Source organism: Hymenobacter taeanensis (genome assembly GCF_013137895.1).
Taxonomy (GTDB): domain Bacteria; phylum Bacteroidota; class Bacteroidia; order Cytophagales; family Hymenobacteraceae; genus Hymenobacter; species Hymenobacter taeanensis.
This window is the reverse complement of sequence record NZ_CP053538.1, coordinates 2,995,169-3,008,741: the sequence shown is the minus strand read 5'-3', so window position 1 is coordinate 3,008,741 and position 13,573 is coordinate 2,995,169. Positions and strand designations below refer to the sequence as shown.

12 protein-coding genes are annotated in these 13,573 nt (G+C 55.9%); 6 read left to right on the top strand and 6 right to left on the bottom strand.

Annotated features, from left to right (window positions below; all coding sequences use genetic code 11):
* Window positions 1-64: 64 nt before the first annotated feature.
* On the bottom strand, window positions 65-196 hold the full coding sequence (locus tag HMJ29_RS20625) for a hypothetical protein (RefSeq protein WP_262922268.1): 132 nt from the start codon (window positions 194-196) through the stop codon (window positions 65-67).
* Window positions 197-241: 45 nt separating this feature from the next.
* Window positions 242-448, bottom strand: coding sequence for a hypothetical protein (locus tag HMJ29_RS12780; protein ID WP_171591860.1), 207 nt, complete (start codon window positions 446-448; stop codon window positions 242-244).
* A gap of 320 nt (window positions 449-768) precedes the next feature.
* Here HMJ29_RS12780 and HMJ29_RS12775 point away from each other — a divergent pair, with 320 nt between their 5' ends.
* Window positions 769-4,209 (top strand): AAA family ATPase, encoded by a 3,441-nt coding sequence (locus HMJ29_RS12775; protein ID WP_171591859.1) that lies wholly within the window; start codon window positions 769-771, stop codon window positions 4,207-4,209.
* A 180-nt stretch (window positions 4,210-4,389) separates the two neighbouring features.
* Here the strand turns inward: HMJ29_RS12775 and HMJ29_RS12770 are convergent, their stop codons facing one another.
* From HMJ29_RS12770 to HMJ29_RS12760, 3 genes are all read right to left on the bottom strand, one after another.
* Entirely contained in the window at window positions 4,390-5,448 is a 1,059-nt protein-coding gene (locus HMJ29_RS12770; RefSeq protein WP_244679270.1) for a DUF6687 family protein, read from the bottom strand.
* 129 nt (window positions 5,449-5,577) lie between these two features.
* Window positions 5,578-6,873 (bottom strand): tetratricopeptide repeat protein, encoded by a 1,296-nt coding sequence (locus HMJ29_RS12765; protein WP_171591858.1) that lies wholly within the window; start codon window positions 6,871-6,873, stop codon window positions 5,578-5,580.
* Window positions 6,874-7,191: 318 nt separating this feature from the next.
* Complete coding sequence (locus HMJ29_RS12760; RefSeq protein ID WP_244679271.1) at window positions 7,192-7,389, bottom strand: hypothetical protein; 198 nt, start codon at window positions 7,387-7,389, stop codon at window positions 7,192-7,194.
* A 341-nt stretch (window positions 7,390-7,730) separates the two neighbouring features.
* Between HMJ29_RS12760 and HMJ29_RS12755 the strand changes: the two genes are divergently transcribed.
* From HMJ29_RS12755 to HMJ29_RS12735, 5 genes are all read left to right on the top strand, one after another.
* Window positions 7,731-8,168, top strand: a complete 438-nt coding sequence (locus HMJ29_RS12755) for a hypothetical protein (protein ID WP_171591857.1) — start codon at window positions 7,731-7,733, stop codon at window positions 8,166-8,168.
* 188 nt (window positions 8,169-8,356) lie between these two features.
* A complete protein-coding gene (gene trxA, locus HMJ29_RS12750; RefSeq protein WP_171591856.1) occupies window positions 8,357-8,665 on the top strand; it encodes a thioredoxin in 309 nt (102 codons plus the stop codon).
* 221 nt (window positions 8,666-8,886) lie between these two features.
* Window positions 8,887-11,229 carry a TonB-dependent receptor gene (locus HMJ29_RS12745; protein WP_171591855.1) on the top strand — a complete coding sequence of 781 codons (2,343 nt, stop codon included), beginning with the start codon at window positions 8,887-8,889 and terminating at the stop codon, window positions 11,227-11,229.
* 6 nt (window positions 11,230-11,235) lie between these two features.
* The gene (locus tag HMJ29_RS12740) at window positions 11,236-12,102 is read left to right on the top strand and encodes a DUF4249 domain-containing protein (protein WP_171591854.1); all 867 of its coding nucleotides are present in this window, start codon (window positions 11,236-11,238) and stop codon (window positions 12,100-12,102) included.
* Between the two features lie 82 nt (window positions 12,103-12,184).
* The gene (locus HMJ29_RS12735) at window positions 12,185-12,640 is read left to right on the top strand and encodes a hypothetical protein (protein ID WP_171591853.1); all 456 of its coding nucleotides are present in this window, start codon (window positions 12,185-12,187) and stop codon (window positions 12,638-12,640) included.
* 96 nt (window positions 12,641-12,736) lie between these two features.
* Here HMJ29_RS12735 and HMJ29_RS12730 read toward each other — a convergent pair whose 3' ends face one another.
* Window positions 12,737-13,555: a purine-nucleoside phosphorylase gene (locus tag HMJ29_RS12730; RefSeq protein ID WP_171591852.1), complete on the bottom strand. Its 819-nt coding sequence runs from the start codon at window positions 13,553-13,555 to the stop codon at window positions 12,737-12,739.
* Between the last annotated feature and the right edge of the window lie 18 nt (window positions 13,556-13,573).

Below are 13,573 nucleotides of genomic sequence, written 5' to 3'. Positions count from 1 at the left end.
CGGCGCCATAATCCTTGATAGGAAATACCTCCACTATACCGGGCACAATCTGGTGATGTTGTTCTTAATTAAAGAGGTTACGAAAGCCCTGCATAAGTTGCTCAATGTTGGCTAGGCCACCTTTTTCGTGATAGAATTCCAGGTTCTCGATGTAAAGGGTTTGCAGTTGGGCTAGATCATGCTGGTTGAAGGCCACAAAGATGGCACTATCAAGGCGGGCAATAGTAGGACGTTTGCAGAGCTAACCGCCTGAGCCAATCTGGTTGGCCTTCTGCTCACGCTCAGCAGCTTTAAGCTGGTGTTTTTTGACCGACAGGCGTTCTTCTTCGCTTTTGGCTCTGAGTTTAGCTTCTTTGGTTACGTGCTCCTGTACGTTAATTTCATTGCGGAGCGTTTCAATGCGTTGGGCATCATAGTTAGCCACAGAGCCAGAGGTAGTGGCCCTCATCAGAGTTATAGTCTGATTGCAGGATAGAGCAGCTCATGGCCGCAGGAACCAGCAACCATAAGCTGCCAGAGATTAAGTGCTTAGGTAATTTCATCACAATACCAACAAGGTACCCTTAAATGTACCCCGTTAGCGGCCCAATGGTTACTGACGGGGTTATATTTGATTATGGGAACCTCCTTGTAAACAGGTTGCCCTGCCTCGGTTGAGCCAGCAGGAATGTATTGCGAACCTGGTAAGTTAACTTTGTAGTGGCCCAGGTGACCATGCCCGTTGGTGGCGCCGCATCTGGCAACTGCTCCCGCGACTTACTGCTTTCTATGAAAATCCTCCGCGTCCGCTTTTATAATTTGAACTCCCTACGCGGGGAGCACGAGGTCAATTTTGGTCAGTCGCCCCTGGCCGAATCGGGGCTGTTTGCCATTACGGGTGCTACGGGCGCGGGCAAAACCACTATTCTGGATGCCATTACGCTGGCCCTTTACGGCCAGATGCCCCGCCACGAAGCCGGCGGCCCTGAGCAGGCCATGAGTCATGGCACGGGTGAGAGCTGGGCCGAGGTGGAGTTTGAAGTAAACGGCCGCCGTTACCGCTCTAAGTGGGGCCAGTACCGGGCCCGGAAAAAGCCCGATGGCAAGCTGCAGCCACCTACCATGGAGCTCAGCGAGCAGCCCGAAGCACCTACCGTAGAAACAGCCGACAAGTGGCCCATTCTAGAGGACTACAAATCTAAAGTGCCGCCCCGCGTAGCGGAGCTCAGCGGCCTGGAGTACAAGCAGTTTCTGCGTTCGGTGCTGCTGGCTCAGGGTGAGTTTACGCGCTTCCTGAAGTCTACGGCCGGTGAGCGGGCACAGCTGCTGGAGAAAATCACCGATACCCGCAAGTATTCCGATATCTCGCGGGCGGCGTATGAGCGGGCCAAGCACGAGCTGCAACAGGTGGAAACGCTGCGGGCAGGCCTGGCGGGAGTAGTTCTGCTTTCCCCTGAGGAAGTGGCCTTTCTGGAAGGCGAAATTAATGAGCTAAATCAACAGCTGGAAGCAGCAACCGCCACCCAAAAGCGACTCCTGGACGCCCAGAGTTGGCTTCGGCGCCTGCAGGAGCTGCGCAGCCAGCAGCAGCGCAGCCAATTGCGCCTGCAGCAACTCACGGCCCAGGCCACTACGCTGGCTCCCCTGCGCCAACGCATGAACCTGCACACCCAGGCCGCTCCGTTCGCCACCGATTGGGCCTTGCTGCGCCAAACGGACGAGCAGGTGAAGAAAGTACGGCAGGAAGCCGAGCAGCTCCGGGTAAAACTGCCCCAGCTCCAGCAGCATCGGGAAGAGGCCTACGTGGCCCGCAATGCGGCGCAAGCCACTTACGAGCAGGCCGAGGCCGCTCGCCAGGAGCAGGAGCCGAAGCTGCTGGAAGCCGAAAAACTGGATTTCCAGATTCAGGAAGCTCAAAAGCAGTTGGTGTCAGGCAAGCAGGAATACGAAGAGAAAAACGAGAAGTGCAAGCGCCTCAAGCAACACGCCGAGCAGGCTGCCAGTCAGGCCCGGGAGCTGCGCGAGCAGGTACGCGACGCCGGTAAATGGCTGGAGCTGAACGCTAACGTAAGCGAGTTGGCCACCACCCTGCCGGAGCTTTCAGCCAACCTGCAGCATTGGGAGCACCTGAAGGGCGAGCTAGGCCAGTTACGGCAACGCCTGCACGCCGCTACCCAGCGCCAGCAGCAAGCCGCCACTGAAACAGCCCGGCACCAACAAGTAGCCGCGGAAGCTCAGCGGCAGCTAGAGAAGCTTACGGCGCGCTACCAGACTGCCGCCGCCACCCGCAACACGTGGCTGCACCGCCTACGCCACCACGTGAGTGGCCTACAGCGGGAGCAGGAGAAGCAGCAGCAGCACTGGGACGACCTGCGCCGCAGCCTACAGATGCAGCAGCTCATTCTCAACCATACCGAGACGCGCCACCTGCTGGAGGCTGGTCAGCCTTGCCCGGTGTGCGGGGCCACTGAGCACCCCTACATGGCGGGCGTGCTGGGCGTGAGTGAAGACAGCGTACAGCACGACCGGCAACGCGAAGACGAGCTTGGCCAGCACGTGCGGGCCCTGGGAGCACGCTATAACCGCCTGAACACATACGTAACCATGCTGGAGCAAATCGGTCCGGAGCCGGAAGCTACCCCAGCAGATACCATCCAGCTTTTACCTGAAAGCGCCGAAAAAGCTGCCGCCGAGGAAGTTAAAACGCTGGTACAGGAGTTGCGTGAGCTGCACGACCAGCGCACCGCCGCCGAGCACCGCCTGGCGCAGGCCCGCAGCCAGCAAGAGGCCGTAGCCCACCAGCAACAGGCCTACGCCCAGGATGCAGCCCAACTGACCCAGGCCCTGGCCGATGCTGAGGACCGCGTTCCGGATGCTCGCACCATGATCCAGAGCCAGCTCCAAAACTTCGGGATGATGTTTACGGAGGAAAATGGCCGCGCCCTTATGGACCAGGCTCGCCAGCGCATCACGGAGTTTGAACAGCGGCAACAGCAACTCAACAAGGCTGAGCGTGACCTAAGCGGCATTAGTGTAGAAGCCAACAAGGCCGAAGAGGAAAAGCTGGAGCTGCAGGAGTGGCTGCGCGCCAATAAGCAAGGCCTGCTTGAGCAGCATCAGCAGATAGTGGCTCGGCAGCAGCAGCGCCAGCAGCTCTTCGCCAGCCCCGATGTAGCCGCGGCCCGACAGCAGCTCGAAACTGCGTTGCGCCAGGCTGATAGCCGACTTAAACTAGCTGAGCAGCAGTTGCAACAGCAGGAAACCGCCCTTACGCTGGCTGCCACGCAGCTGCGGCAGCGTGAGCAAGATGCGGAGCAGCAGCACCACCTCTGGCAGCAGCAGCACGCTACGCTTACTTCGGCCCTGAGCGCGGCCGGCCTGGCCCCCGACCCTACTGCACTGGCTGCCCTGCTACTGCCCGAGCCAGAAGTGCGCCGCCTAGCCGACCAGCTCCACCAACACGAGCGAGATGTGGCCCTGGCCCAACAGACTCTCACTGAGCTAGCTCAACAGCTGCAGCATGAGCAGGCCCACTCCCTCACGCAAGAACCCGCCGAATCGGTTGCGCAGCAGCTCCAGAGCACCACGCAATTGCTGGCCAGCCTCAATCAGCAGCTAGGCCAGCGCCAGCAGCGCCTGCTCAACCACAAAGCGGGGCTAGAGCGCCATGCGTCACTGGCGGCTCAGCTGGCTACGCAGCAGCAGGAGGCCCAGCGGTGGCGGCAGCTCAGCGAGCTTATTGGCTCCGCCGATGGCAAGAAGTTCAGTGAGTTTGCCCAAGGCCTCACCCTGGCTCGTCTCGTGGATCTGGCTAACCGCCACCTGCTTCGTCTCACCGACCGCTACCGCATTCTGCGCAACCCGGAAGAGCACCTCGACCTGCTGGTGCAGGATGACTACCAGGCGGGTAGCACTCGCTCTATGAATTCTCTTTCGGGTGGGGAGAGTTTCCTGGTAAGCCTGGCGCTGGCCCTAGGCCTATCGGAGCTGGCGGGCCGCAAAACCCAAATCGACACCCTCTTTATCGATGAAGGCTTTGGCACCCTCGACCCCGATACGCTGGACGTTGCTCTCTCTGCCCTTGAAATGCTGCAGGGCAGTGGCAAAACTATTGGTATCATCTCGCACGTAGAAGCCCTAAAGGAGCGAGTAACCACGCAGATTAACGTGCGCAAAGGAGCTGGTGGCACCAGCACTCTACAGATTGTAGGCTTTGGTGAGGCGCTGTAAGGGTTATCTTGGGCACATTCTACTGACTACATGCTGAGCAATGGCAACTCTAGCTGCACAAACTAGCAGCCGGGGTTACCATTGTTAGGCTTTATCCACACAACTCTCCTTACGCCATTACCAGTCTAATGGCTTAGCGCCTTCTGCGGGCCTGTAGCAGAAACCGCCGCTACAACTATACTATTGCTCTCCCGCCGCCCGAATCTCGGCCCACGACCAATAGCGGCGGGGCTGTATTCCGGCGTATCTCTCCCGAAAAAACGACACTACTTCCTGCTCCAGCACCTCAGGCGGAATGGACGATGAGTAGATGGGGCGCTGATCGGGGTCGGCGTAGCGTTGGGCTTTGGTCAGGCGCTTGCCTTGCAAGCGCAGCAAGGGCCCGGTATCCGTAACGCCGTCATACGTCCAGGAGTGCGGGCCTTGCTCTTGGGCATTGAGGCAAGCTGCTAGGCCAGTAAGGGGCAGCCGGGGCAGCGTAGGGCGGCTTTCCAGGTCAATCCAGGTAGTGTACTTGTACTCGAATTCGTATCGATTCTCGTTGTAGAGGCTCAGTACCATATCGTACCCCGCCGATGGCCCAAATAATGCGTAGTAGGGCAGCGGCTCTGGGGTGCTCACTACCAGTAAGCCTATTTCGGGGTACGCCCGGGTTGTGGTGCTGGCGCTTTGCATGATGGCCACAGCTTGCCGCACCCGCTCTACTTCTGGCTCCCAAGCGGCCCGGCCAGCCTCCGGGTTTTCCAATATCTCCTGAAAACGAGGCAGAAACCAGTTGAATTTTTCCGCTGAGGCTTCATCTTCCCGTCGGCGGAGGGCTGGGGCACCGAAAGGCTCATAGAAACGGGCCTTCTCCTCAGCATTCAGCCAGCATACCAGCTTCAAAGCGTGCTCGGCCCAGGGGTCGTGCCAATCTAGCTCCCGGAAGTCGCCGAGGGTGGCGGTGAGGCGCAGCAGATGCTCATGGCGCAACGCCAGCGCTGGGTTCAGCAGGCTCCATACGCCCACAAAACCATCTACATCAAAATGGTTGGCCGTAACGGCTGGTGCCTCCAGGCCAGGGAAGCGCGGGGCGTGCAATGCGCGTAGCACCGAGCCCGCGCTGGTATCGTCGCGCAGTGGTTCGGGAGTGGCCGCCCCGCGCCAATGCGCCAGCGTTAGGGTAGTCCCTAGGCCAGTACTATCAACCACAATAGTAGGCTGCTGCCGCAGCTGCGAAAAAGGAATGAAGGTTTTCAAGCGCGGGGAGTGAAACGAGTATGCCAGAACGGGAAGTACAAAAGTACTCTCCTGCGCTTACTCCCCCTGAGAAGCTGCTCTGCCACAGGAATATCAGGTACGCCCCACTCCCGGCAGTACCAACAGCAGCTACTGCGCCTGGCTGTAAGCCCGTTTGCTGGTAGCGCTGCTCGTGGCCCGCGAAGCCTGTTTGAGGTAGTCTCTGGCTTCTTGGTACAGCGTAGAGCTTCGGTCGGCTTTATCTAGCACCACTTGGTAGTAGCGGCGAGCGGCAAGCGTGTTGTTCTCATCTACAGCCATCTTGGCCAGGTTTAGGTTGGCATACAGGTAGTAGCCACCCTTGGTCAACTCTGCCATCTCCGAGAACACAATGCAACGCTGGTAATACTCCTTGGCCTTTGCCCGGTTCTTGTACTTAGTCTGCTGAATCCAGCCCATGTAGTAGGTTGCGTACCGCCCGCTGAGTTCCTCATACCCCGGATACCCCTGATTTAGTTTATCCAGGATATCGAGGCTTACTTTCTCGCAATCCCTAAACTTTCCCTGTTCAAAAGAAAGTAGGGCATACTCGCGGGCGAAGGGGCCGTTATCGGGGTAGCGCGAAACCAGGTCCTTTGCCACGGCAAGGGCGGCTCCCGGCTGGTTTTCTCGCTCGCTGCCCAAAATTCTCAGCAGAAAGTACTTCGCCTCCGTGCTGGTGTAGAAAGCGTTGTCGGCCACGTTGCGCAGTTGCTGAATGCCCAACTGCCGGTTGCCTTTCGGGAAGAACAACAGCACAGGGCGCAAAAAGGGATGCTCCAGCGCAATCCATGACGCGTAATAGTTGAACAACGCCTGCCCAAACAGAAATTCTGAGCTGAGGCCATTCGCTTCTTTACTTAACTCCAGGTAATCAAGGGCCCGCTTGCTGTTGATAGTTGCTTTGCGCAGCTCATGGCGCTCTGCCTGCAGGCGGGCGCTAAAGCTATAAGCCGCTGCCAGAAAGAAGCACGCCTCGTAGTTCTTGTTATCAGCCTGATACAGCTTCTCGCCCTTGGCAATAGCAGAGTCCATGTAGGTGTAAAATACCTTATCATACTGCTTGTTGAGCGTGTTGCTGGGCAGTATTTTCCACCAGGTGCTTAACCCCAGCAGAAAATCAGGCATCGGATGATGCGGATAGCGCCGGCCTAAAGAGCGGAACTGCTTTTCTGCTTTATCGTGCTTGGCGTTGTAGAGGTTCTGAACGGCTCCATCAAGCTCTATCTGAATATCTTCATTCGTCAGTAGCCACCCCGAGGTGAATGCAGCCGGGGCAATATCCACATTCTCCAGTTCCACCTTTTTTAAGTTAGTGGTATCCAGACCCTGAGCCAACACGGGGCCTGCCAGCATCATCAACCATCCGACTACTAGTACTTTTTTAATGAGTAAAGATATTTGCATAAGCTTTATTCATATTTAAAAACAACAAAGTGCAGTACGACTTTAAATCATACAACAAATCTACTAAATAACAGACTATCAGTAATTTCTTACGACCTTTTTCATTTAAAAAACAACTAACCTAGATCCGAAACCATTGGTTATAAAGCCAATAGTTTTCTATTCGACCATCTCGGGCATTTTGGAGAAAAACTGCAAACGCTTTAGGCAGCCCTCACCGAAAGAATGAAGGCCAGTTGGTTTTTTCCGCTCGTTAAGGGTTTTAGCATTATTGTCCAATCACAAAATTTTACCTTTTCCGGCGGTTTGAAATGTGCTCTACGCGGGAGGCCGCACCCAGTGTAAATACTTCTGTAGCTCTTCAGCGCCCTGCAGCACCTCTACCGATGGAAAGCGGCGTGCCAGGTCGCGGTTGGTGAGCAACAAGTGCACAGTACTGTGGCAGGGCTGGCATAAATCAATAGTTGGGCCATAACGGCCACCCTCCTCGCGGGGCACTAGGTGGTGGCGCGACACATGTTGCACTTGGCGCAAGCATAATTCACACGTTTTCTCAGCAGCCATTGCCGCAGTTGTATAAGGAGGGGCCAAGCGCCGTCGCGTCATAAATGAACAAGTTGAGTTAGGTGCAGCCACTTATTTACGCTGCCAATTAAATCCTGGTGTAATCCTATGATCAAAAAAACTGTATATAATTTTGTTGATGGTTCTAATTTGTATTTATATTTGGTTGCGGGCCAATCATATGGCATACCCCGTGTGCTGTACAATACCCAGATTGCTTTTATGCCAAGCCGGTTATAAATAGTTTGGGACAAGTCCTTTTTCTTTGATTTTTCACACTTTTTCAGTAACCTATGCTCATTTCTACACCTGCAACATTTCAACGGGCTCTTCGGGTGGCTGGCTTACTGCTAGCTCTGGTTGTTTTTAGCCCTACAACTTCACGGGCCCAAACCTGGCTGGTATCTACCGACGCCTACATCAAGATTGGCGTGCTGGACAAGTTTGGCCAACTTGGCGCATACACCGCCAAATTTGTGGTTATTAACCAAGCTACCGGCAAAGAATATGTGCTGGTGCGTCAGGTGCCTAATGGGCAAAAAGGCATTGATGTGATATTCCCATCGGAGGCTACTGAGGCTGATTATTTTAAAACCGAGAAAGGCGAAGCTGCCACGGCCAAGCCCGGCCAATACACTTGGGAGTGCCAGGTGAAAGGAAAAAAAGTGGTTGGCGGCCGATTTAATTTTTCGGAAGTCGCGAATGATGTTACCTTGGTGGGGAAAAATTAACCCTCCCCACCCTTCACTCACTATTTTTGCAGAAGCCCGGCGTTGCAGCGCCGGGCTTTTTTGCGTTCTAGAAGTGGCTTACTACCCTTGTAAAACCGCTAGGCCACCCCATACGCAGTTCTAAAAACTGCGTACACTACAGTTGGCGCTGATGCGCCCAGCCACTGTTTACTCTAGCATTTTACTTTATGGCCAAGAAATCCTTTTCCGAACTCATCAGCAGCCCTGGCATGCCCGTGCTGGTTGATTTTTACGCCGACTGGTGTGGTCCGTGCAAAACCATGGCCCCTATTCTGGAACAGGTTGCGGCGCAACACCAAGGCAAGCTTAAGGTCATTAAGGTTGATGTAGACCGCAACCAAGCGGCGGCGCAGCAGTTTCGGGTGCAAAGTATCCCTACCCTGATTCTGTTTCACAAAGGACAGCCCGTATGGCGGCAAGCCGGGGTGGTGCCAGCTCATCAGTTAAGCCAAGTGCTGCAGGGCGTGTTGAGCTGACAGGCTTTGCGCTTTCGCTTAAGCGCACATTTTTATGGGTGGGCGTTACATGGCTTGGTCTGCTCATAAACCAGCCTGCGCTCAGCGGCATAAATCAGCTGTTTTTGAGGAGTCTGGTCTGGAGATTTTGCTTAATGCAGTAGTAAGTCAAACTTCCGGCGGAGCTCGGGCGTTTGGAGGGAGCCCGGCTACCTTTGAGCTTTCTATCTTATCTCGCCCTGATGCCTTATCGCTTACTTTTCTTCCTGCTAGGCCTGTTTTTACTGGTTCAGCCTGACCATGCCCTGGCGCAGGCACGGCTCACGTTGAGCGGGTACGTGCGGGCTGCAGGCACTAACGAAGCACTACCCGGCGCCACTGTTGCGGTTCCGGCACTGGCCCTGGGTGCCACCACCGACGACAGCGGCTTCTATACCCTCACCCTACCAGCGGGACCGCAGGAGCTGGCAGTATCATTTATTGGCTATCAGTCTCTGACAAAATCCGTTACGCTTACTCGCAACCAGCGGCTCAGCTTTTCTCTTCTTGAAGACAGCAATACCCTTGGCGAAGTTGTAATTGAAGGTAGCGGCACGCTACGAGAGAAACTCCAGACTACTCAAATGAGCGTGGAGCGCTTAACCAGCCGCGAAGCTAAGCTGCTGCCAGCCTTATTTGGGGAGGTTGACCTGCTTAAAACCTTACAGCTAAAGCCCGGCATGCAGAATGGCGGCGAAGGTACCAGCGGCCTGTTCGTGCGCGGCGGCTCCGCCGATCAGAACCTGTTTTTGGTGGATGATGCGGTGGTGTACAATCCTAGCCACCTGTTCGGGCTGTTTTCGGTGTTCAATCCTGATGCCGTGCAGAGTGTGGACCTGTATAAGGGTGGCTTCCCGGCTCAGTACGGCGGGCGGCTGTCATCGGTGGTAGATGTGAAGATGCGCCCCGGCAACCCTGAGAAATTTACTACCAGCGGTGGCCTAGGGCTTATCTCCTCGCGCCTGACGCTGGAAGGGCCATTACCCAACCGCAAGGGCTCGTGGCTGGTCTCGGGACGGCGCACCTATTTTGATGTATTTACGCGGCAGGTCAACAAGCTCAATGAAGGCAAGGAAGACTGGAACCCCATCCCCGACTACTACTTCTACGACCTGAATACCAAGGGTAATTATACGCTAGGCGCTAAAGACAACATTTTCCTGACGGGGTACCTGGGCCACGATGTATTTGGGTTCAACTCTACCAATGGCTTCAACTTTGATTTTAGCTGGGGCAACGCGGTGGCTTCGGCGCGGTGGAACCACGTATTCAATAAGCGCCTGTACGCCAACACCACGGCCGCCTTCACCCGCTACGACTACCGCATCAGCAATGCCCTCGACCAGTTTAGTTTTGATTTGTCTTCTCAAATCCGGGACTTTTCTTTGCGCACTGATTTCGATTATGCCCTCAACGACCGGCATGCCGTGAAGTTTGGCGCCGCTTTCACCGACCATCACTTCGGGACGGGGCGCCTGAAAGCGGGCGCCGAGGATAACTCCTTCAACTTCGGCTCCGATATTAACTACCGGGGCCAGGAGGCCGGCTTGTACGCTTCAGACAATTTCCGGGCTTCTGATAAGCTGCAACTGGAGTATGGCCTGCGCGTCTCGGGTTTTCAGAGCGGCTCTGACCAGTTTGGTGGCCTGGAGCCCCGGGCAGCGGCGCGCTACTCGCTCACGCCCAACATCTCCCTGAAGGCCAACTATGCCCTGATGTACCAGTATGTACACTTGGTTTCGAATAGCGGAGCCTCCTTGCCCACCGACATCTGGTATCCCTCGCGGCTCTCCGTGAAGCCGCAACGCTCACAACAAGTAGCAACGGGCGTAAGCTTTTTGCTGGGTGATGGTGCCTACCTGCTTACCAATGAACTGTACTACAAGTGGGCACAGCGGCAGATTGATTTCAAAGATGGCGCTCAGCTATTCGTGAACCCCGACCTCGACTCGGAGTTTCTGTTTGGCCGGGGCTGGGCGTATGGCAATGAGCTGTACCTGGAGAAAAAAACCGGCCGCACTACCGGCTGGGTTGGCTATACCCTGGCCTGGACCAAGCGCCGCTTCCCACCCCAGAACGGTACTACCGGCATTAACAACGGCAACACGTTCTACCCCAACTACGACCGCCGCCACAACCTAACGGTAGTGGTGCTGCATCAGCTTTCGCACCGCATCAATCTCACCGGCTCGTTTGTGTTCACCTCCGGGCAGGCTACTACTCTGCCTCTGGCACGCTTTGTTTTTCAGGATGTACAAGGCTCCAATCCTTCAGCTGTGCCTATTTATCCGCAGCGCAACACCTACCGCCTGGCTCCTTACAACCGCCTTGACCTGGGCCTGGTGTATAAGCTGCGCCCCATCCGGGAAGGAGGCGAGTCAGACCTGACGTTTAGCATTTATAATGCCTACAACCGCCGCAACCCCTACTTCGTGTACTTCGATCAGGTGAAGGATAAGGAAACAACGCGTGTGTTAAGCTACCGCGCCCGTCAGGTGTCGCTGTTCCCTGTTATCCCGTCGGTGACCTACAATTTCAAGTTCTAAGGCTGCATGATGATGCTGTTCAACCCCATTACTGGCTGCCTAACTCCACGGGCTCGTTCGCTGGCTACTGGCCTAGGAACTGGTGGCATCTTGTTGCTATCGGCCTGCGGCCTGCAGAAGGATATTGATGTGGAACTGCCGGCTTACCCCGCGCAGCTGGTGGTAGAGTCTTACCTGGAAAACAACCGCTTCCCACGGGTTTCGGTGACGGAAAGCGTGCCGTATTTGTCGGCTCCGGATGCCGGGCTGCCCCAGGGAGTAAAAGTGGTTCTTACGTTGCCCTCGGGCCGTCGAGACACCCTGCTGTACGCTCCGGCCATCAACCCCAATACCAATAAGGGCTATACACACACGGGCCGTACCCGCATTTCGGCCCGCCCCGGCGACACCTTTAAGCTGGAGGTATATGATACCCAAGGCCGCCGCGTAACGGGTAGTGCTACCATGCCCGCTACCGTGCCGCTAGATAGCGTAGAGTACAAATACAACGACCTGACCGGCTCACAACGCATGGCCTACGTGCTGGCCAGTTTCCGTGACCCCGCCGCCACCGTTGATTTCTACCGTTTTCAAGTGCACAAGCGCTCCGTATCTACTGACCCCGAGGTGGAGTACACTGTGGAAGACCGCCTTTCAAACGGGCAGCCCCTAAGTCTGGGAACATCTTATCAGTTCTCGCCCAAGGATACGGTTTTCGTGACCCTCTACCACCTCGACCGGCCTTACTTTCAGTTTTTGCAATCGGTTCAGGATGCGCGCAACTCCAACGGTAACCCCTTCGCGCAGCCCTCGGCTATAAAAAGCACTGTGGAAGGCGGCATTGGCATCTTTACCATTCTCAGTTACCAGCGCCAGCGGCTTATTTTAAAATAGGCGGCGCTATTTATTAATGCATACAACCTTTGGAGCGGAAGGTAGCTCTTGCTGTTACCTATCCACTTTTTATCATTGGTATATGCTTCGTACCCGTACTACTTCCCTGCTGTTGCTTCTGCTAACGCTGGTGGCGGGCCTGACCAGCAGCTGCGGCATCTTTGAGGAGCCACTTTGCGGCTGTATTCCGCCCCCACTCCCTACTTTCACCAGCGCCCAGCTCACCCAAACCAACACTTGGTGGCTGCAGCAAGTTACCTCCGGTAGCCAAACCGTAAAGGGCGCTGATATTAAAGACCGCTATAGCATGAGCTTCCGGCCAGATGGGACCTACACCCAAACCCTGCTCTCGGATGACACTGATAACCAAGGCACCTGGATGCTGATGGGCACCAGAAACAGCGACCTGCACCTCGTAGACCATAAAGGCGACAACCAGAGCTACACGCTGGAGGGCGCCAACCCTGAAGTGCTTTATTACAGCCGCATGAATAAAAGCGGGCAGCCAGAAGTTTATATGTTCACGGCCAAACCCTAGCCACAACTCACGCTAAGCGCTAGCCCGAGCAACAAAAAGCCGCCGTGCACCAGTGCACGGCGGCTTTTTTCATAGGACTAGACTAACCATAAGCTTCTACAGCTTCTCTAACACCCGCCGGAACAGCGCCGTCAGGCGAGGCTCTGCTACGGCCGCCGTGCGCAGGATATCGGCAATATCTACTTTCTTGAGTTTGCCGGGCGAGGCCAGGTCAGTGATGACAGATACGGCCAGCACAGGCAAGCTCATTTGCACGGCAGCAATTACCTCAGGGGTAGTGCTCATGCCCACAGCGTCGGCCCCAATGGTGCGCAGGTAGCGGTACTCGGCGGGCGTTTCCAGCATGGGGCCAGAAAGGCTGGCGTATACCCCGCGGCGCATGTACTGGCCTAGACCTAATTCCTGGGCGGCTTCTTCAGCCAAGCGCAATAATCCCAGGTCGTAGGGCTCCATCATGTCGGGGAAACGAGGCCCAAGTTCGTCGTAGTTTTTTCCGATCAGCGGGTTGGTGGGCTGCAGGTTGAGGTGGTCCTCAATCAGCATTAGGTCTGAGTACTCAAAGTCGGGGGCTAGGCCGCCGGCGGCGTTGCTCACAAACAGCTTCTCAATCCCGAGCAGCTTCATTACCCGCACCGGAAACACCACCTGCTGCATAGTGTAGCCCTCGTAGTAATGAAAGCGGCCGTGCATCACCAGCACCCGCTTGCCTGCCAGAGTGCCCGCCAGCAACTTGCCCGCGTGGCTTTCCACCGTAGAAACCGGAAAATGAGGAATATCGGCGTAGGAGAAGCTGTGCTTCATTTCTACATCCTTCACCAGCGCGCCCAGGCCAGTACCGAGAATAATTCCTACTTCGGGCTGAAAATCTTGAAGGGTTTGACGGAGGAAGTCGGCGGCTTCGCGGAGTTGCTGCATGCGTATGGTTCAGTTTAG